The 18840-nt window shown below is 55.4% G+C and carries 19 protein-coding genes and 1 pseudogene; 4 read left to right on the top strand and 16 right to left on the bottom strand.

Going from position 1 to position 18840, the window contains the following annotated elements; genetic code table 11:
- The gene (locus tag EGY08_RS29525) at window positions 1-1233 is read right to left on the bottom strand and encodes a multidrug effflux MFS transporter (protein WP_049113836.1); all 1233 of its coding nucleotides are present in this window, start codon (window positions 1231-1233) and stop codon (window positions 1-3) included.
- A 401-nt stretch (window positions 1234-1634) separates the two neighbouring features.
- Between EGY08_RS29525 and EGY08_RS29520 the strand changes: the two genes are divergently transcribed.
- Together EGY08_RS29520 and EGY08_RS31200 are read left to right on the top strand one after the other, a co-directional pair.
- A complete protein-coding gene (locus tag EGY08_RS29520) occupies window positions 1635-1976 on the top strand; it encodes a hypothetical protein (RefSeq protein WP_123829330.1) in 342 nt (113 codons plus the stop codon).
- Between the two features lie 6 nt (window positions 1977-1982).
- Window positions 1983-2087, top strand: a pseudogene (locus tag EGY08_RS31200) (VOC family protein); the annotation flags it as partial.
- Between the two features lie 15 nt (window positions 2088-2102).
- Here the strand turns inward: EGY08_RS31200 and EGY08_RS29510 are convergent.
- Genes EGY08_RS29510 through EGY08_RS29500 form a run of 3 tightly spaced genes read right to left on the bottom strand, consistent with a single transcriptional unit; the run spans window position 2103 to window position 3336 of the window.
- The gene (locus EGY08_RS29510; RefSeq protein ID WP_004119990.1) at window positions 2103-2321 is read right to left on the bottom strand and encodes a DUF7661 family protein; all 219 of its coding nucleotides are present in this window, start codon (window positions 2319-2321) and stop codon (window positions 2103-2105) included.
- Window positions 2315-2890 carry a GNAT family N-acetyltransferase gene (locus EGY08_RS29505; protein WP_004119988.1) on the bottom strand — a complete coding sequence of 192 codons (576 nt, stop codon included), beginning with the start codon at window positions 2888-2890 and terminating at the stop codon, window positions 2315-2317. Before EGY08_RS29505 ends, EGY08_RS29510 begins: the two co-directional genes overlap by 7 nt.
- The gene (locus EGY08_RS29500; protein ID WP_004119986.1) at window positions 2890-3336 is read right to left on the bottom strand and encodes a VOC family protein; all 447 of its coding nucleotides are present in this window, start codon (window positions 3334-3336) and stop codon (window positions 2890-2892) included. Before EGY08_RS29500 ends, EGY08_RS29505 begins: the two co-directional genes overlap by 1 nt.
- 300 nt (window positions 3337-3636) lie before the next feature.
- Between EGY08_RS29500 and EGY08_RS29495 the strand changes: the two genes are divergently transcribed.
- Window positions 3637-3927, top strand: coding sequence for a hypothetical protein (locus tag EGY08_RS29495; protein WP_004119983.1), 291 nt, complete (start codon window positions 3637-3639; stop codon window positions 3925-3927).
- 35 nt (window positions 3928-3962) lie between these two features.
- Here EGY08_RS29495 and EGY08_RS29490 read toward each other — a convergent pair whose 3' ends face one another.
- The 6 genes from EGY08_RS29490 to EGY08_RS29465 form a co-directional block, all read right to left on the bottom strand.
- On the bottom strand, window positions 3963-7076 hold the full coding sequence (locus EGY08_RS29490; RefSeq protein WP_123829329.1) for an efflux RND transporter permease subunit: 3114 nt from the start codon (window positions 7074-7076) through the stop codon (window positions 3963-3965).
- Entirely contained in the window at window positions 7073-8542 is a 1470-nt protein-coding gene (locus EGY08_RS29485) for an efflux RND transporter periplasmic adaptor subunit (RefSeq protein ID WP_123829328.1), read from the bottom strand. The genes EGY08_RS29490 and EGY08_RS29485 overlap by 4 nt, the downstream gene beginning before the upstream one ends.
- The gene (locus EGY08_RS29480; protein ID WP_004119973.1) at window positions 8542-9789 is read right to left on the bottom strand and encodes a TolC family protein; all 1248 of its coding nucleotides are present in this window, start codon (window positions 9787-9789) and stop codon (window positions 8542-8544) included. Before EGY08_RS29480 ends, EGY08_RS29485 begins: the two co-directional genes overlap by 1 nt.
- Before the next feature lie 13 nt (window positions 9790-9802).
- Window positions 9803-10171 carry a copper-binding protein gene (locus tag EGY08_RS29475; RefSeq protein ID WP_117085658.1) on the bottom strand — a complete coding sequence of 123 codons (369 nt, stop codon included), beginning with the start codon at window positions 10169-10171 and terminating at the stop codon, window positions 9803-9805.
- Window positions 10172-10243: 72 nt separating this feature from the next.
- Window positions 10244-10663: a hypothetical protein gene (locus EGY08_RS29470; RefSeq protein ID WP_123829327.1), complete on the bottom strand. Its 420-nt coding sequence runs from the start codon at window positions 10661-10663 to the stop codon at window positions 10244-10246.
- 240 nt (window positions 10664-10903) lie between these two features.
- Entirely contained in the window at window positions 10904-11704 is an 801-nt protein-coding gene (locus tag EGY08_RS29465; RefSeq protein WP_123829326.1) for an MBL fold metallo-hydrolase, read from the bottom strand.
- 184 nt (window positions 11705-11888) lie between these two features.
- Between EGY08_RS29465 and tam the strand changes: the two genes are divergently transcribed.
- Window positions 11889-12641 carry a trans-aconitate 2-methyltransferase gene (tam, locus tag EGY08_RS29460; protein WP_004119963.1) on the top strand — a complete coding sequence of 251 codons (753 nt, stop codon included), beginning with the start codon at window positions 11889-11891 and terminating at the stop codon, window positions 12639-12641.
- 245 nt (window positions 12642-12886) lie between these two features.
- Here the strand turns inward: tam and EGY08_RS29450 are convergent, their stop codons facing one another.
- The 6 genes from EGY08_RS29450 to glsB form a co-directional block, all read right to left on the bottom strand.
- Entirely contained in the window at window positions 12887-13327 is a 441-nt protein-coding gene (locus EGY08_RS29450; protein WP_004119957.1) for a GNAT family N-acetyltransferase, read from the bottom strand.
- Window positions 13328-13631: 304 nt separating this feature from the next.
- Window positions 13632-15083, bottom strand: coding sequence for a tagaturonate reductase (locus EGY08_RS29445; protein WP_123829325.1), 1452 nt, complete (start codon window positions 15081-15083; stop codon window positions 13632-13634).
- A 111-nt stretch (window positions 15084-15194) separates the two neighbouring features.
- On the bottom strand, window positions 15195-15725 hold the full coding sequence (locus EGY08_RS29440) for a GNAT family N-acetyltransferase (protein WP_004119951.1): 531 nt from the start codon (window positions 15723-15725) through the stop codon (window positions 15195-15197).
- A gap of 90 nt (window positions 15726-15815) precedes the next feature.
- Complete coding sequence (locus tag EGY08_RS29435; RefSeq protein WP_172879987.1) at window positions 15816-17228, bottom strand: GGDEF domain-containing protein; 1413 nt, start codon at window positions 17226-17228, stop codon at window positions 15816-15818.
- A gap of 106 nt (window positions 17229-17334) precedes the next feature.
- Entirely contained in the window at window positions 17335-17709 is a 375-nt protein-coding gene (locus tag EGY08_RS29430) for a DUF4186 domain-containing protein (RefSeq protein WP_004119940.1), read from the bottom strand.
- Window positions 17709-18635 (bottom strand): glutaminase B, encoded by a 927-nt coding sequence (glsB, locus tag EGY08_RS29425; protein WP_004119937.1) that lies wholly within the window; start codon window positions 18633-18635, stop codon window positions 17709-17711. Before glsB ends, EGY08_RS29430 begins: the two co-directional genes overlap by 1 nt.
- Window positions 18636-18840 lie beyond the last annotated feature (205 nt).

Here is an 18840-nt window from a genome sequence, read left to right as displayed (position 1 = left end):
CTATCCTTTTTTACCTGTCAATAATAATGCCATGATGGCTATTAAACAGCATCCCGCTATGATTAGCGACATCGGTAGTAATGACAACGGGTCTCCAAATCCAAGCAGTGATGGAGTTATCGCAGCGATACCAAACTGAAAAACTCCTAAAATAGCAGAACCCGTTCCTTTTAAATGTGAAGATGCCGCCATGGCCATACTCGCGGCATTGCCAAAGGTCAAAGCCATAGTAAACATCATAATTAACAGTAATACCGCCACAATCTCAAACTGGAAATGAGAAATATAGTCAACGATGCAAAGTAATATTGATATCACCAGTGTGCCTATCACCCCCAGTTTTATGAGGTTATCTTCGCCAAATTTCGTAACATAACGAGCGCTGACAATACTACCAAACATCATTGCTCCAGCGTTGATAGAGAATATTACAGCGAATTCCCCCGAGGATAAATTAAACGCCGATTGATAGATAAACGGCGATGCTGATATATAAGCAAATAGCGCCCCGAACTGGATGGAAAAAATTAAAGTATAACCTATATATTTCTTATGACTAAGCAGCTCGATAAACTGACTGATAAACTCGTTGAAGTTGAAAGGTAATCGCTGATGACGGGGTAAAGTTTCGCGAATAAAATGACTGCTGAGCAAGGTGGAGACTAATGATATTGCGGCCATAAAAACAAAAACTACCGGCCAGATAAACCATGCAGCCACTCCTCCAAGTAGTGGTGCAATAACAGGGGCGATCCCCTGTATCGCTAACACCAGATTAAAATATCGAGCGGCTTTAGTCCCCGGGCACAGATCAGAAATAATTGCCCGGGAAAGAACGATACCAGCTGCTCCTCCCAGTCCCTGAAAGAACCGTGTAACAATGAGCAGCTGAATGTTCGCGGATATAGCGCCAGCTAATGAAGCGATGGTTAATAGTGTCATCCCGCCTAGCAATAATCTACGCCTGCCGTAATGATCGGACAACGGGCCAATGAACAACTGCCCAATTCCTAAACCCACCATAAAAGCGGTGATACTAAGCTGAACTTTGTCAGGCGTCGTATGCAAATCACTGGCGATAGCTGGAAATAAAGGCAAGTACATATCAGTAGATAATGCAGCAACGGCGCTAAGCAAACCCAGAACAATAACGACTTTACTGGAAAGCAAACCTCTACTTTCATCTCTGTACATCGTACTGGCCGCCGGTGCCTGAACTTCTTTTGGTCGCATGATCAGTGTAATCCCTTTACCTTCTGTGGTCTGTCATAACTATACCACCAGCTAAAGTAATTGCAAAAACGAAATCAATTAAAAAAACAACTAAATGATAAATTAATAAATATCAATAACATACAAAAATAAAACTAAAGCATTATTGGTTTTTGATTGCCTTAATGGTATCACAAAACTGATAATCCACTTCCATGGATATACTAAATAGAGTTGTAATATCAATAATCTATGCCAGAAACCTCAATACTCGCGATACCTGGAGTTGCATGTTGCGGGTGCTGCTTCATGCCCATAAAAGTTGGGCTGCCCTGTTGCTCAGACATGCAACTTGAAGTTTATTGAGTATATGTCCTGGAGCTAGAAGAAGGTGTTTTTGAAGGGATGTATAATGTTAATGTTTGACTAAAATATTTGCGGGGATATTCATCCGCCCTTGCAAAACGGGTGATGTAATACAAGAATCATTAATACGTGATTGTAAATCTGAATTTGACATTGCAGAATATAATGATGCTTTGTTTTCAACATTTACCCTCGGATTTTCTGAATCACTCTCCTTAACAGTCCTAAAACGACGAGTCGAATATCTTGCCGGAATAATTTCGGTACAAATCTTACGCATAAAAGAAGGTATTGATAAAAAAGTCGCACTTTGTAGCGACCGAAGTCCTGAATGGCCAGTAGGTTGGAATGGTAGTATCTCCCTGCCGAATGGCGAGAACGATGTAAAAGCGTGCTGACCGCAATTTGTGCCGGTCAGCGCGTTTAATCCGTACTGGAATGTGAACGGTAAAACCTTTGACGACCACGATGGTTATCGCATGGTGCTGCAAAACCGAAGCTGGTCATAAGCACTGCCGGCGACGCTACTCCACGAGATGGACGTCAGGATGGCGCGGGCTTGCCGCTTCATGAAAAATATCCCCCAACCAGCCAGGAATTTCCGCCTCCGTAAGATCGTCCGGGATGATAACCCCGGCTAGCGGCGAAAATTTCCGCTCGTTAATATCGACGCGGAAAACCCGCCAGCGTTCGCCCTGACGCTGGACGCCAATATGACGCCCGAATACGTTATATATCAGCATCCTGTCTCCCTATATGACGCGGGAGCTTGTGCAGCCAATGCATTCCATTCCGCTTTGGTTATTTCCCACAGTTCGGCGTCCAGCAGGCCGGAGATGAACTGCTTTTTCTCGACACCAACCAGGCGCATACCGCTACGGTGCGAAATCTTTTTCGACCCGCTATTGTCGCAGGCCTTCGGCGCGCGCAGCACCTCCCGGTTAAGCGTATTAAACCAAAAATCGGTCACCCGGCGGCAGGCTTCGGTCATCAATCCCTGGCGATGCCAGCGCGGATCCAGCCAGAACCCGCGGTTGTTATCCACTTCATCAGAGAGCGTAATCAGGCCAATGACCCTCTCCGGCGCCGTTTTAAGGCGGAGGGTCCAAAACCAGCCGGTACCGTTAGCTGCGGCAGGTAAAGCCACATTATTGACAAAGCGCGACGCGCCATCCTCCGGAAAAGGCCATGGAAAACCGGCGGCAAGATAACGCACGATTTCCCACTGTGGAAAGATAACCTGAATTTGCGGCGCATCGTCTGCGGTCAAGGGGATCAGCAGCAGTCTTTCAGTCATCAATTCCGCTGCCATCACGCTTGTTCCTCGCGCAACCACGGCGTCACGGTGATGCCCGCCAGTAGCCCTTCCGGGCTAAGCAGGCGCGTAACGGTTTGCCCCCACGGCTCAATGCGGTTGTCCACCAGCAGCCTATAGCCTCTGGCTTTTAGCGCATCGGTTGCCGAGCCGATATCGCGGACTTCAAACTCAATCCACGCCTGCGGCACCGGCAGATAGTCTGGCCAGCTATCGGCATCAAAACAGGAACGCGCCGCCTGCGCCAGCGGCCAGAGGGCGAAATGTTTGACCCCGCCGAGAGCATCATGTTCGGTCAGCAGATACTCTTCGTTACCGGGCATCGGTTTGAGCGGCAGCCCAAGCGCGGCGACATAAAAGTCACGGCTGGCTGCGGCAGACTGCGTTATCGGCCCAAAGCCGGCGACAAAAAGTACATCCATTCCGTCTAAATCGTATTCCATATCCTCTCCCGTCATGGTCCGTGATGCGTTAACAAATTTTATACTCTGCCGCGCGCGACTTGCCCAGCCTTCTGTGTTCACTACGGCTACACATTGGGACGTTAATCTGGCCGCCAGGCGGCGATCGACGCAAATAAATATTGCTATAAAACTAATCAATATTTGACTGTAATTCGGCTTCCGTGCCACCATCGCCTCGGCGCCCGGCAAGCGGCGCGAAGGTGGTACGGGTGAATATCAGAGACCGCATGCTTAAGGTCCATACCCGTCCGCAACCTGATTCTGGCGGGAAATAAAGACATGCACCAAAGTTTTAATCAGCGCGTTCATTTCTATTATTGCATTCTGGTGGCGCTGAAAATGCACGCAAAATCAAAGAAATCGGGCGGAGTTCGCGGGAAAAATAATTTCCTGCTTAAATGGCTGCGCAAAGCGCAGGACAATAATATATTCCACCCGGATATCACCAGCGAGATCGAATGGCTGCGCGGCAAAATCATTCAGGCCGGCTACGATACCGACCTTGAACCAATGCTCGATTTTGTCTACGCCACCGCCAAACGTGCGGAAGATCTTAAGAACGCCGACTGATTCACGCCCGAGCCGCCTGGCTCGGGCGCTGAACTTTAGCGTTTGTTACGGTGCGTCAGAAGATAGACCGCCGGGATCACCAGCATCGACAGCAGCGGCGCGGTGATCATCCCGCCGATCATCGGCGCGGCTATACGCTGCATCACCTCCGATCCGGTACCGCCTCCCCACATAATCGGCAGCAGCCCGGCCATAATCGTCGCCACGGTCATCACTTTCGGGCGCACGCGCAGCACCGCCCCTTCATGAATTGCCTGGTTGAGTGTCTGGTCATCAAGCCGTCCGCGGCGCCTGGCGATCGACTGGTTTAAATAGAGCACCATAATCACCCCGAACTCCGCCGCCACGCCGGCCAGCGCGATAAAGCCCACGGCGGCAGCCACCGACAGGTTATAGCCCAGCAGCCAAAGTAGCCAGATGCCGCCTACCAGCGAAAACGGTAAGGTACCCATGATCAGCAGGGCGTCTTTAACCTGACCGAAGGTGACGTAAAGCAGAATAAAGATAATCATCAGGGTAAACGGCAGCACGATTTTCAGCTTTGCCGTCGCGCGCTCCAGATACTCATACTGCCCGGACCAGGTCAACGAAATACCTTCCGGCAGCTTGACCTGTTCGCTGACCTCACGCTGCATCTGGTCCACGGCGGATTTCAGGTCACGTCCGCGAATATCAACGTAGATCCAGTCCGATAGTCGGGCGTTTTCGCTTTTCAGCATCGGCGGGCCGTCGGTGATGGCGATATCCGCCAGTTCGGAAAGCGCCACCTGCGCCCCGCCGCTGGTCACCACCGGCAGATCGCGCAGCTTCTGCAGCGAGTCGCGCATTTCGCGCGGATAGCGAACGCTGATCGGGTAACGTTCTCGCCCCTCGATGGTTTCGCCGATGTTATCGCCGCCGACAACGCTGGCGACGACCGACTGCAGCTCCTTCACCGACACGCCGTAGCGGGCGGCTTTCACCCGGTCGATAGTGATATCGATATAGCGACCGCCGTCGAGGCGCTCCGCCAGCGCCGAGGTCACTCCCGGTACGTTACGCACGATACGCTCAATCTCTTCGGCGGTTTTTTCGATCTCCGCCAGATTGTTGCCGTTCACTTTAATACCGACCGGGCTTTTAATACCGGTCGCCAGCATATCCAGGCGGTTACGAATCGGCGGGACCCAGACGTTGGCGATGCCCGGCACCTTCACCGTATTGTCCAGCTCGCTGATGAGCTTATCCATAGTCATGCCGGGCCGCCATTCGCTTTTCGGTTTGAACTGAATGGTGGTTTCCAGCATGGTCAGCGGCGCCGGGTCGGTGGCGCTATCCGCCCGTCCGGCCTTGCCGAATACGCTTTGCACTTCAGGAATGGTCTTGATCAGGCGGTCGGTTTGCTGCAGCAGACGTCCGGCTTCGCGGCTGGAGATCCCCGGCAGCGTGGAGGGCATATACAGCAGGTCGCCCTCGTCAATCTGCGGCAAGAATTCGCTGCCGAGCTGCGCCAGCGGCCAGAGCGTGGCAACCAGCAGCAGCCCCGCCGCCGCCAGCGTCCCCTTCGGCCACTGCAAAACTTTATCCAGCAGCGGTTCATAGGCGCGGATCAGCCAGCGGTTGAGAGGATTGGCGGTTTCATCAGGGATTTTGCCACGGATAAAGTAGCCCATCAGCACCGGCACCAGGGTGATCCCCAGCCCGGCGGCCACCGCCATCGACCAGGTTTTAGTGAAAGCCAGCGGCGAGAACATCTTGCCTTCCTGCGCCTCGAGGGTGAATACCGGAATAAACGACAGGGTGATAATCAGCAGGCTGCAAAACAGCGCAGGCCCCACTTCCGACGCCGCGTGCTGGGCAATCTGCCAGTAGTCAGCAGAAGACGGCTGGCGTTCGGGATGCTCGTGCCGCCACTGCTCCAGCACCTTATGCATATTTTCAATCATCACGATTGCCGCATCGACCATGGCCCCGATAGCGATCGCAATTCCGCCGAGCGACATCATATTGGCGCTGACGCCCTGATAGTGCATCACGATAAACGCGCCGAGGATCCCCAGCGGCAGCGTGATCATCGCCACCAGCGCGCTGCGGAAGTGGAACAGAAACAGCGAGCAGACCACCGCCACAACGATAAACTCTTCGATAAGCTTATGGGTCAGGGTTTCGACCGAGTTTTTTATCAACTGCGAGCGGTCGTACACCGGGACAATCTCCACCCCGGCAGGCAGGCTTTTTTGCACTTCCGCCAGTTTGGCTTTCACCGCGTTAATGGTGGTCAGCGCTTTTTTGCCCGAACGCATGATGATAATGCCGCCCGCGACCTCGCCTTCGCCGTTGAGCTCGGCGACGCCGCGCCGAATCGCCGGACCGCGGCGCACGCTGGCGACGTCTGAGAGCAGCACCGGCACGCCGCCGCGCGCGGCGATAACGACCTGGTTAAAATCGTCGATGGACTTCAGGTAGCCGGTAGTGCGTACCATATATTCCGCTTCACCCAGCTCCAGCACCGAGCCGCCCCCTTCCTGGTTGGCGCTTTGGATCGCGCTAATCACCTGCTCGTGAGTCACGTTCAGCGCCCGCAGCCGGTCGGGGTTAAGAACCACCTGATACTCTTTCACCATCCCGCCGACGCTGGCCACCTCTGAAACATCCGGTACGGTTTTCAGTTCATATTTAAGGATCCAGTCCTGAATCGCCCGCAGGTCTCCGAGGCTATGCTGGCCGCTTTTGTCGGTGAGCACATATTCAAATACCCAGCCGACGCCGGTGGCATCCGGCCCGAGCGACGCTTTGGTTTCCGGCGGCAGGCTGCTCTGGATTTGGCTCAGGTACTCCAGCACGCGGGAGCGCGCCCAGTACGGGTCGGTACCGTCCTCAAACAGTACGTAAACGTAAGCATCGCCAAACATGGAAAAGCCGCGCACGGTTTTCGCCCCCGGCACCGACAGCATGGTGGTGGTCAGCGGATAGGTCACCTGGTCTTCGACAATTTGCGGCGCTTTGCCCGGATAGCTGACGCGAATGATCACCTGGGTATCGGAAAGATCCGGCAGCGCGTCCAGCGGCGCCTGCTGTATCGACCAGACGCCCCAGGCGGCCATAATCAGCGTCGCCAGCAGTACCAGCAGGCGGTTGCGCAACGACCAGCGGATAACGGCGGCAATCATGGCTGCTCCTTAGCGCCGCTCATCGGCATTATTGAGGTCACCCGCGCCCCTTCATCGGTCAGCACAAAATGAAACATCACCGACTCGCCGGGACGCACCTGTTCCCGTAGCTGCGGCGTAATAGCAAAGTCCATGATCATCGCCGGCCACTTCAGCGCCGGGACCGGCTGGTGCGCGATCGTCACCGCCTCATCGCTCACCGCCTTGATGATGCCCTGCGCCGAGTAGCTTTGTATCTCTTCATTCTGTCCGGCCATTTGCGGCAGTGCGCTGCGCAGGCTGGCTTCGGAGTCAATCAGGAACTGACCTGAGGTGACCACCTTTTGCCCCTCTTCAAGGCCGGAAGTCACCTCGACCAGACCATCCTGCGTTCGTCCCGCCGTCACCTCGACTGGACGGAAATGCCCCTCGCCGTCAGCGATCAGCACCCGGTTGCTGGTGCCTGTTGCGATTAATGCCTCTTCCGGGATAGTCAGCACCTCGCGCCCCTGCTGCGCCTCAGCCAGCTCAACGTTCAAATACATGCCCGGTTTGAGCTGATGCTGCGGATTATTTAGCACTACGCGGGCTTTCAGAGTACGGGTGGTCGCTTCGAGGTCGGGAAGCAGCTCGCTGACGGTTCCCTGAAACGTTGTGCCGGGCCAACTGCTGGTGGCGGCCGTCACCTGGCTGCCTACGCGCAGCAGGCTGGCCTGGCTTTGCGGATAATCAATCACGATCCAGACCGGGTCGAGGCTGGCCAGCTCGAACAGCGGCTGGGTTGCCGTGACCTGCGCGCCGGTGCGCACGTCCAGCTTGCTGACGTAGCCATCGTGCGGCGCGCGCACCGTTATACGGGTTTGCGGTTTACCGCTGCGCTCAACGCTGCGGATAATCGCATCCGGCATAAACTGCAGCTGCAAACGGCCGCGTGCGGCGGCGGTTAAACCGCTATCGCCCAGTTGCCTCACCGCCAGATACTCCTGCTGCGCCGCCGCCCACTGCGGGATCCATAGCTCGGCCAGCGCCTCGTTCTTTTTCACAAACTGCTGGGAGGCGTTGACGTAGAGTTTCTCGATCAGACCGCTGGCCAGCGCCGGAACCGTTTCAACGCTGCGCTCGTCAATCGCGACGGTACCGAAAGCGCTGAGCTTCTGCGCCAGCGTCCGCCGGGCAACATCAGCCGTGTGTACGCCGAGGTTTTGCTGCTGGCGGGCGCTAATCTGCACCCCCCCGGCCTCCTCTCCCGCCCCTTCATCGGCGTAACGCGGCACCAGATCCATATCCATAAACGGTGATTTTCCCGGTTTATCGAAGCGGGTACCGGGGGCCATCGGATCGTACCAGTACAGTACTTTGCGGCCCGTTTCGGTCTGGGCCCCGTCAGCGGATGACGTCGGCGCGTTTCGCGAACCGAGCCAGTATCCGCTCGCGGCGGCCAGGGCGATGGCCAGCGCTACAAGGGTAATAGCAGATTTTGGCTTCATTATTTAACATCCTGTGGAATAAGGTAGCGAATGGCGGTCCACGCATCAGCGAGCGCTTTCTCCGCGTCGTTGCTGGCGATTTCGCCGCTCAGCAGATCGCGACGAGCGGCGAGCAGTTCCGCCAGCGCCGAGCTGCCGGCCCGATACTGGGCATTGACGAGACTCACTTTCTTGCGCAGCAGCGGCAGCACCTCGCTTTGCTGGCGATCGTAAATGGCTTTCGCGGCGTTATATTGCGAGATCAGCTGATACTGCTGGGCCTGATGCTCGCGCATCAATAACGTCAGCCGATCGTTGGCTTCATAGGTACGGGAGACGTCGGCGGCGTGATCTTTGTCCTGTCGTTTGCCCTGAAAAATAGGCATATCGACGGTAAACATGACGCCCACCATATCGTCGTAATCATCCCCGCGCCTGGCGTAATAGACCTCGACGCCAACGTCAGGGATCGCCGCGACTTCCGACTGACCTGATTTCGCTTTCGCCAGATCGGCCTCACGCGCGGCCTGAATCACCTCAGGATGTAGCTTAATCCCCGCCATTAACGCGGCTTCATCGGCCGGTAAACGTTCAATGCGCGGCAGCGGGCCGGAGATATCGCGGACCTCTTTGCCGGTAAGCTGCAACAGGCGCGCCTGGGCAATCTGCACATCACGGCGGGCATTATCCTGCTCATTTTTCATGGCATTCAGCGCCAGCTGAACGTCGAGCACGCTGCCGGGACTGGCGCTGGCGCTGCTGACACCGGCCTTTTGTACGTTGATTTGCCGGGAGGTTTCGCTGATCAACGCCTGAACCGATCGCAGCGACTTCTGCGCCACCGCCAACGCCAGCCACGCCTGAGCGGTTTCCCGCTGTAGCCGGGCACGGATCACATCGGCATTGGCGGCTGCCTGGCGCGCTTCGGCGGTGATCGAGTCGGCCTTCCGTTCGCGCTTAGTGCTGCTGACGTAGTCCTGCATCACGCCGACCCTTTGCATGGTCATCCCCTCGCGGGTCAGTCGGCTGGCGTTATTGCCGCCCAGCGGAACGTTTTCAATGCCGAATTTCAGCTTCGGGTCAGGAAGCTGCATGGCGGAATCCGCCCTGTTTTTTAACGCATTCACCTGATGATCGTTGGCGGAGAGCTCGGCGGAGTAGCTTTCCGCCGCCGACAGGGCCTCAGCCAGCGTCGTCGCCCAGCCGTTGGCGGAAATCAGCGACAGTAGAAGCGGCAGCCCGCAGGCCGCCTTATTTAAAATGGACATAATGACTCCGGAATTAGTGCGCGGTCATCGAAACGAGCGCGTAGCCGGAGTCCGTCTGGCGGAAGGTGAAATCAACCTTTTGCCCCACCGCCAGCCTTTTATCGTGGTTAGCGCCGAGCGCAAAACTCATGGTCATCGCCGGCCAGTTCAGCTCGGCAACCGGAGCGTGGGCAATCACCACGGCATTGTCACGCCAGGCTTTAATGACCCCGCTCGCCGAATAAAGGGTGGCGGAATCATCCGGCTTATCCATCCCCGTCATCTGCGCCATCGCGGACATATTATGGTGATGCATCGCGCCGTCTTCCGCGCTGGCGGACAATGAAGTGAAGGAAAAGGTCAGAACGCTGGTAATAAGCAGAAAAATAGAAGTCGAACGCATAATAAAATCTCCGAAAAAAACATAAAGTCGCCCGCAGACCGGGCAGATCTGATAGATGTTTTTAACGGCTTTTTATTCCCTGAAACGGCAGAAACGTATTTCAGTCGGCGGACCGGTGACCGGCGGCGTCCGCCAGTCCATACGTTCAGCGCTGGTCTCCTGCTGCGGGGAAACCACTAATAGCGCGGTTTCGGAGGGAAGCGCGTTCAGCTGTAAAGAGGTTAATGAGTTTGGCTGCGCGGTATCGGGGTCGCAGTGCTTCTCGCAGATGGCTTTCTGACCGACGTTTTCCATGCCGGGCAGGCTCATCACGCCATCGACAATATGGTGAATCTGCGCCTGCGGCGCCACCGGCTGCTGCTGGCCGCCGTGGTGCGCCGCGATGGTCAACTGAAGGTTGAGCAGTAGCCAACAGGCACAAACAAGCCCCACGCGGATACGAAGCCGACGCCGGGTTACTTGTTTTAATAATGCCTGCAGTGACGCAATCATAGAGATATTCGCAATAAGAAGACCGCTGAATTAAATCACACTCACCGGCAGAATTAAATGATATTTCAAAGAGAAAACTCCAGGTTAAATAGAATGAAGTTTCTCTATAAATATTTACACCCAAAAGGGATATCAGTATTTGACCTTCCCCTAGGGGGAAGGTGTATAGCCGGCGGATAATGTATTTAATAAATAGCAAAAATGTTATTTATATGTAATTAGCAAAAGTGAACGCGATTATTATTCCAGCACCAACGTATCACCGGTTGCCGGCGCGCTACTCTCCGCTAGCCACCAGCGCCCCCATGAACCGGTACAGTGGCAGGCCATCACCTCCTCGACCTTCTGCTGGCGCAAGAACTGCTTTAGCCGACGTATCCCCCACGGCGGCGCGCTGCGCAGGTGAAGGCCACCGATGATGGCGCGTATCTGCTGGACGCCGGTGATCTTCTGACAGTGGCGAATCGTATCGATCAATCCGCGATGCCCGCAGCCGCAAATAATGACTAACCCCCGAGTCGAGCGGTAGATCAGCACACCTTCGTCGGCAATATAATCTTCCCCCGCCGCTTGACCCGCGAGGATGCCATAGGCTCGCGGGCGCGCGACCGCAATCTCGCCGGACCAGATTAGTCGTTCGCCAATCGCCATAGGCTCGCGACTGTACTCCATGCGGTGGCGGGAGTAGTCAATTTCTCGCGACAGTTTTTTGACTTTCCAGCGACGTCCGGCAAGGGATAACGCCGAGTAGCGCTGTTGCGCGATCAGCGGATGGCAAATGATACGGCTGTTATCCGGTAGCCACGGCACGCCGCCGCAGTGGTCGTAATGACCGTGGGAGAGCACCGTGGCGGTCAAGTCAGATAAAGAGACCCCCATCCGCTGCGCATTATTAAGAAACGTGCCGTCTGGCCCGGTATCAAACAGCACCCGGCTGGTTTCATCTTCCACAAGCAGGCTTAATCCGGGTTTCGCCTGCAGCAGGATGTCCTGCCCCTTGCCGAGTCGGTTTTCAAGTAACACTTTAATGATTAACGCCATTTAATTTTCATTACCTCTTTTTTGCGACGTCTACTCTAGCCAACCTCCAACGGGTCTACCGTGACGAACCCGGCATAAGTTAAGTGACGCTGTCACGTTTCATTAGCATAGAGCTATTGTTTATTTGCCAGTTAAGTATTGCCGTCTATGCTGATGAACGAGTTTCTCTTAACCGGAGCGCACTATGGCTGACTGGAATCCTTCACTTTATTTGCAATTCGGCACGGAGCGCACGCGCCCCGCCGCTGAGCTTCTCGCCCGCATCGCCCACCACCCCGTCGCGCTGGCCGTTGATTTGGGCTGCGGACCAGGCAACAGTACCGCTCTGCTACGGCATGCCTGGCCTGAAGCAACAATTATTGGCGTCGATAATTCACCGGCCATGCTGGAAGAAGCCTCTCAGAGGCTCCCGGACTGCTGCTTTGTCGAAGGAGATATCGCCGGGTTTCGCCCCGAGCGCCCGGCGGACGTTATTTACGCCAATGCTTCGCTGCAGTGGCTAACGGATCATCAGCGGCTTTTTCCCCATCTGGTCAGCAATCTTGCACCAAACGGCATACTGGCGGTGCAAATGCCGGTTAACTGGCAAGAGCCCTCGCACGCGCTGATGCGTGAGGTCGCGGAAGAGCTGGGATATCCAGCCAGCGGGCGACAGCCGCTGCCGGATGTGCCGGAGTATTACGATATGCTGACCGCCTGCGGCTGCGAGGTGGATATCTGGCGCACGACCTACTACCACCCGCTGGCATCGCATCAGGCCATTATCGAATGGCTGCAGTCAACGGGCCTGCGCCCGTTTTTACAACCGCTTGATGAACCGCAGCGCCAGGCGTTCCTCGAACGCTATCTGGCGCAGCTGAAAAAGCACTATCCGTTACAGTGTAACGGAAAGGTGCTGCTGCGATTTCCGCGCCTGTTTATCGTCGCGCGCCGCTAGCATTTCTGATGTAACACATTGATTTTAAATAGTAATTTAACGTTTCGGCACCAGACTCTGGCGCCGAAACGTTCAGGTTTACCAGGACAGGTGATGGACCAGGGAGAGATCCCATGCGGTGGCCAGCAGCGAAAGAAACATGATGAGGTTCACAACCGTCTCTATGCGTTTTTCCATTTTGTTACTCCTGAGTCGTTTCCCCTGTTTTACAGGGGAAATCTTAATAACTTCTTAATCTCAGATTTTCAGAGCGTCATGCGGTAACGAACATAGTCATCGGCTGGCGTAAATTCTTCATACAGACGCCGGGCCGGATTATCAGTACGCGTGTGCCAGTACAGACGCGACCACCCTTTCTCTTTTCCTTCCGCTTGCAGCGCCTGCATCAACGCCCTGGCGATACCTTTTCCGCGCATTGACGCGGCAACGAACAGATCTTCCAGATAGCAAACGGGCGTCTTTACCCATGTCCCTTCGTGAAGGACACAAATCGCAAATCCAGCGACGTTGCCATCCGCCAGGGCAACGCGGCCTAACATGGAAGAAGCGGAATCAAGCATGCGCTGCCAGGTGTATTCCGTGACGTCCGGCGGCTGCGGGCTACCGTAGAAACAGGTATAGCCTTCCCATAGCCGTAACCACTGCGCTTTATCCTGCTGGCCCACTTCACGAATTTCGATGACCATTGGTCTAACCTCTCGTTTGGATAAGGCATTATTTTCCTGTCGAATAATTTGATCAAGCGGCAGGGGCACAATTCATCCTTTTCTCTTATTTGCCCTGTTGACCGCTGGCGGACGAAACTGGCGCGATCTTACAGACCTGCGCCAGTTCAAAATACAAAAGAATGTTGTAACTAATGAAAGGGCAAAAATATCCCGGCAGCGGCCAGGTTGCGTTCGATAACGAATCGCGTCCAGCACGATGCCGGGATTCTTGCCGGAAAGCGGCTGGCGTCTTACCCGGCCGTAATCCGTTCGTTTCAGGGTATCAGCACAGCGGCTTAACGGCGGCGCGCATACCGTCGCGCAGAATAGCATCCAGATCCTGCGTCACCTGCTCGACCAGACCAGAGACTTTCGTCAGGTCCTGCTCCCAGTGGGACTCAAAGCAAAGCACCGCGTTTACCAGCTCGCGGGTGCTGATTTGACGATCCCGATGCTGGGCCCACAGCGCCTGATAGCTCTCCATCCATTCTGCGTCGTCCTGTACCGGATAGTTCTCACCGTGACGCTCGCCGCGATAAAATGCGATCAGCGCCGCCAGCGCAAAGGTCAGACGCGCCGGGAGTTTCCCCGCTTTCTTCTGTCCCGCCAGCAGCTGCGGCAGAATACGGGTACGATATTTTGTCATCCCGTTAAGCGCGATAGACAGCAGCTGATGCTTGATATACGGGTTACGGAAGCGGCCGGTTACCGCGCTGGCAAAAGACTCCAGCTCATCGCGCGGCAGATCGAGAACCGGAATGATCTCCTGGTAAATCGCCTTCTCGACAAAAGCGCAAATTTCCGCATCGTTCATCGCTTCGCCCACGGTATCCAGCCCTGCCTGGAAGGCGACCGGCACCAGCGCAGTGTGTGCACCGTTAAGAATGGCCACTTTACGCTCTTTGTACGGCTTAATATCGTCCACGATCAGCACGTTAAGCGGCAGTTTATCGAGTCGCAGCTCGGCGGCCAGAGATTTCGGCCCCTGAATGACAAACAGATAGAAGTGTTCGGCGGTATCGAGGAAAGCGTCTTTATAGCCCAGTTGCTCTTCAATCTGCGCGGCTTCATCACGTGGATAGCCGGTCACAATGCGGTCTACCAGCGTAGAACAGAAAGCGTTGGCTTCATCCAGCCATGCCACAAAGGCTTCCGGCAGCGCCCACTCCTGCGCATAGCGCAGCACCAGTTCACGCAACGCTTCGCCGTTATAGTCAATCAGCTCGCAGGGAACGATGACCCAGCCTTTATCCGCCGCGCCGGAGAAATGGCTGTAGCGTTCAAATAGCAGACGGGTCAGTTTAGCCGGATAGCTAACCGCGGGCGCATCGTCGAATCGGTCGCCCGCGTGGTAGCTAATTCCCGCTTCGGTGGTATTGGAAAACACAAAACGCATATCCGGGTTATGCGCCAGCCGCAGCAGTTCATCATAATCCGCATAGGCGCTGATTTCGCGATTGACCGAGCGAATCAGGCGCGCATCGCTGACCGCTTCACCCTTCTCATTCAGGCCGCGAATGATCGTGGTATAGAGACCGTCCTGCACGCTGAGCGACGGCGGGAACGCACTCTCAATCGGACGTACAATCACCACCCCGGCATTCAGGTCGGTATGCTCGTTTAACAGATCGATCTGCCAGTCGATAAACGCACGCAGGAAGTTGCCTTCGCCAAACTGAATGATACGTTCAGGGTACTGCGCGCCCGGGAAATCGCGACGGTTTAGTGTTTTCACAAGGGTTCCCTCATAGAGTAGTCATACAACCTGAGTAATTGGTCCAATAAGTTATCAGGTTTTTAGGCAAGTGAAACCCTGTTTTGATCAAAGCTGTATGCAATATCAAATTTAAGACAGAAATTTATAGAACAGCGATGTTGCCGTCAGCTCGCCGTCCGGCATTAGCGCATAGCGCGGGATTTCCCCGGCTTTTTCCCAGCCGCACTGCACGTAAAAGTTTTCTGCCCCGCTGCCGGTTGCGGTATCCAGCACCAGAACACTCTTGCCCTGCTCGCGTGCGATCGCTTCCAGTCGGGCCATTAGCGCATTCGCCAGCCCTTGACGACGCGCATTTTGGTGAACCAGGAGCTTGGCGACATCGGCGCGGTGCGGTTGGTTTTCCGGTTGGTCGGTAATGAGCTGTACCGTGCCAACGAGCCGCTGCTCTGCATCTGCCGCGGCGAGGACAACGCGCTCCCCGGCAGCGACGCTTTGCGCCATTCGCAGCCAGAACGCCGTCGCGGTTTCCGGGGCGAAAGGCAGCATAAAGCTCACCGAGGCCCCGCCGTTGACGCAGCTGACAAGGATATCGGTTAATTCAGAAAGGTGTTTGAGAATATCGTCATGCGACAGGGTGCGCAGAGTGAAGGATGTGGTCATAGGTAACTCCTTGAAATTGACCACATCACTATGTTTTTAACTTATATTTAACACAAGCAGAATTATCATCGCGTTTTCTTATGGGATAATTCAGGCCATTTCGTGCGTAAAAATCCGGTTGCGCCCGGCACGTTTCGCCCGAATCAACGAATCATCGGCTTCCATCAGCAACTGGTTGAACAGATCCGTAACCCTGGCGGTAGCGAGCAGTTGGCTCTCCAGCCCCATGCTGACGGTCAGCTGGATTTTGTTTTGCCCCCAGGTGAAGGTCTGCGATGCGATACCCTGACGAATTTTTTCCGCCAACGCCTGTCCGTCCCGCTCTGATGAGGTCAGCGTCGCGACGGCAAACTCTTCACCGCCAATGCGCGCCACCATGCCCTCTTCACCTACCAGTAGCCGCACCTGCTGCGCAAACTGGGCCAGCACGCAGTCGCCGCACTCATGGCCCCAGCGATCGTTGACCTGCTTGAAGCCGTCGATATCCAGCACCATGACCGTTAACCGCTTATCTTCCGACAGCGGTTGGCGTTTCAGCGCTTCGCTTAACCCCGAGCGAGAATAGACCCGGGTCTGGAAGTCAAAGTCAGCACGCAGGGCCAGCTGTTTGACAAGGTTATTAATCGCCTCGACGCTGGAAGCGACGATAATCGGGCTAATCAGCATCGCCGCGATACCCAGACGCGTCGAAAACAGCTGCCACGGCTGCATCCGGGTGTCGGGCGTGAGGTGAATCAGCGAGTTCGCCACCAGCAGAATTTCGCTAATCCCGGTAATAAAGGTCAACAGACAGGTCAACGGCAGCGGATAGCGAATCGCGCACCAAATCAGCGCGGGTAACGGGAAGGTTATGCTCCCGGCCCCGCCCACCGCCACGCCGAGCGCAATCGACAGCACCAGCGCGATCGCCGGTAACAGCTGACGCAGGCGAAAACGTCCGAACGCCGAAGGGAGCGTGAGGGTCAAAATGAACGGCAGGATCAGTACGGCGGTGGAAAACTGTTCACTAAACCAGTCCGCCAGTTGGGGAATAAACGTGGCGCGTTCCACATCTACCGAACCCAGCGCCCCAACAGCAGCGCAGAGCAGCGCCGCCAGCAGGCAGTAGCAAAACAGGCTTAGCGCGTTGATCGGTCCCGGCATCGAATCCGCCCGCCGCTTATCCCACAAAATGAGCTGCGCCAGGGTGACGATAAAAACGATATTGGAGAAATTAATCAGAAAGGAAGCGAACCCCATTCCCCAACGAGATGTTAAACCGTCATATACCAGCATGGCGGCAAAACAAACGGCGTAAAAATAGCTGCGATTTAGCCAGATATAACGCGCAAAAATCCCCGCCATTACCGCATTCAGCGGCCAGAAGAACGACAATTCTTGTACAAGACGCAGCATCGCGCCAAAGAAATGCAGCAGTAGCGTTAAAGTGAACAACACCAGCGCATCACGCACGGGCTGTTCCTCACGAAACAGCGTGAATGACCGAATCGACAGTGGAGACATTCATGATTATCCGTCTAATTGTTTCAGGCAATTATTATGTTAATAATTAGTAAGCGGTTCATCATATCATGAGAATAATTATCAGGCATATACCGCCGCCGATGAATTACGGTCTGCCGCGATCCGGCGAATTCATCTGGATCACCAGCCAGTGATGGATAACCTGCACCACGTAGCGCTGCTCTTCGTCGCTGAGCCCGCGGCCCCGCGGGATCGCGTGCCACTTTTCCAGACAACCGCGACAGCAGGTCGCGGTGGCATGCTGGGCGATAAACACCGGATGTCCGCGCATCGGGGTCTGCTTACCGTCGTTAGGAATTTGCGCAGGGGCCAGCCGACTGGCGATAAAGTCCGCCGCGTGCTGGTCGATAACTTCCGCGCCCTTATCATAACAATACTGCCGTTCTTTCACGCCGAGGCGAAAACGGGAGCGGAAAGTGGAACGCTGCAGGCGGGCAAACAGGTTTTCTATGGGTACCATCAGAATACCGACCTTCCCAGTTTTTGAGTGAGTTTTTCCAGTAAAGCAATTCCGGCCAGCGAGTTCCCCGCCTCATCGAGTTCCGGGCTCCACACCGCAATCGCCATCTCCTGCGGGACGATAGCCACAATCCCGCCGCCGACGCCGGATTTCGCCGGCAAACCGACGCGCCACGCAAATTCACCTGCGTTCTGATACATGCCGCTGGTCATCATCAGGGCGTTGACCTGCCGCGACTGAATCGGCGCAATCACCGGCGTCTCAAGGTGCGGGGCGATGCCTCTATCGGCAAGAAACAGAAAGGTGCGCGCCAGCTCCACGCAGCTCATCTCCAGTGAACAGTAGTGGAAATAGTTTTGCAGTACCGTGGCGACATCGTTATGGAAATTGCCGAAGGATTTCATTAGCCAGGCGATAGCGGCATTGCGCGCCGAATGATCGAACTCCGAGCGGGCAACCACCGGATCGTAGGCGATATCGCCCACCCCGCTCAGACGACGAACGATTTCCAGCATTCGCTGGCGAGGCGCGCTAAGGCGACTTTGCAGCATATCGCAGACCACCAGCGCCCCGGCATTGATAAACGGATTACGCGGTTTGCCTTGTTCAATTTCCAGCTGTAATAGTGAATTAAAGGGCTGGCCGGAGGGATCTTTCCCCACCCGCTGCCAGATCTCCTCTTCCTGATAGTGGTTCATCGCCACCACCAGGCTCAGGACTTTCGAGATCGATTGAATAGAGAAACGCTCGTGCGCGTCGCCGGCGCTGTAGTGCTGACCGTCGACCGTACAGATGGCTACGCCGAGCTTCTCGCCGCTAACGCGGGCCAACGCCGGAATATAGTCCGCCACTTTACCGCGCCCAATCAGCGGCCTGACTTCAGCCAAAATGGCATCGAGCATTGCGTTATTCATTACCGTCGCCACGCGAGGCTCCTTGCCAACAACAAAATTCGGGCGGTAATTATAGGCGCACGCGGCGCGAAGAAACAGCTTCTTTCTCGCTTCGGTGCCGCTAAGTAAATAGCTTAATAATATCGGGGGTATGTTCCCGCAAGCGGCTTTTCCGGGCTACGCGATCGCAGATGGCTGCGTCCCGTAGCCCGGTCAGGTGCATTGCGCCGCCCCCGGA

The sequence above is a fragment of the Klebsiella sp. FDAARGOS_511 genome, from assembly GCF_003812845.1.
Taxonomy (GTDB): domain Bacteria; phylum Pseudomonadota; class Gammaproteobacteria; order Enterobacterales; family Enterobacteriaceae; genus Klebsiella; species Klebsiella grimontii.
Note: the sequence above shows the minus strand (reverse complement) of the source record. Positions and strands in the feature narration are given on the sequence as shown.

Bases quoted from the DNA above. Each gene is read 5' to 3' on its own strand.
- EGY08_RS29490 (WP_123829329.1), bottom strand. From the start codon at position 7,076: ATGATTGCCGCCGTTATCCGCTGGTCGTTGCGCAACCGCCTGCTGGTA.
- EGY08_RS29465 (WP_123829326.1), bottom strand. From the start codon at position 11,704: ATGGCGTTAATCATTAAAGTGTTACTTGAAAACCGACTCGGCAAGGGG.
- EGY08_RS29485 (WP_123829328.1), bottom strand. From the start codon at position 8,542: ATGAAGCCAAAATCTGCTATTACCCTTGTAGCGCTGGCCATCGCCCTG.
- EGY08_RS29500 (WP_004119986.1), bottom strand. From the start codon at position 3,336: ATGGAATACGATTTAGACGGAATGGATGTACTTTTTGTCGCCGGCTTT.
- EGY08_RS29430 (WP_004119940.1), bottom strand. From the start codon at position 17,709: ATGGTACCCATAGAAAACCTGTTTGCCCGCCTGCAGCGTTCCACTTTC.
- EGY08_RS29525 (WP_049113836.1), bottom strand. From the start codon at position 1,233: ATGCGACCAAAAGAAGTTCAGGCACCGGCGGCCAGTACGATGTACAGA.
- EGY08_RS29505 (WP_004119988.1), bottom strand. From the start codon at position 2,890: ATGGCAGCGGAATTGATGACTGAAAGACTGCTGCTGATCCCCTTGACC.
- EGY08_RS29495 (WP_004119983.1), top strand. From the start codon at position 3,637: ATGCACCAAAGTTTTAATCAGCGCGTTCATTTCTATTATTGCATTCTG.
- EGY08_RS29440 (WP_004119951.1), bottom strand. From the start codon at position 15,725: ATGACCACATCCTTCACTCTGCGCACCCTGTCGCATGACGATATTCTC.
- EGY08_RS29510 (WP_004119990.1), bottom strand. From the start codon at position 2,321: ATGCTGATATATAACGTATTCGGGCGTCATATTGGCGTCCAGCGTCAG.
- EGY08_RS29435 (WP_172879987.1), bottom strand. From the start codon at position 17,228: ATGTCTCCACTGTCGATTCGGTCATTCACGCTGTTTCGTGAGGAACAG.
- EGY08_RS29470 (WP_123829327.1), bottom strand. From the start codon at position 10,663: ATGATTGCGTCACTGCAGGCATTATTAAAACAAGTAACCCGGCGTCGG.
- EGY08_RS29480 (WP_004119973.1), bottom strand. From the start codon at position 9,789: ATGTCCATTTTAAATAAGGCGGCCTGCGGGCTGCCGCTTCTACTGTCG.
- tam (WP_004119963.1), top strand. From the start codon at position 11,889: ATGGCTGACTGGAATCCTTCACTTTATTTGCAATTCGGCACGGAGCGC.
- EGY08_RS29475 (WP_117085658.1), bottom strand. From the start codon at position 10,171: ATGCGTTCGACTTCTATTTTTCTGCTTATTACCAGCGTTCTGACCTTT.
- EGY08_RS29450 (WP_004119957.1), bottom strand. From the start codon at position 13,327: ATGGTCATCGAAATTCGTGAAGTGGGCCAGCAGGATAAAGCGCAGTGG.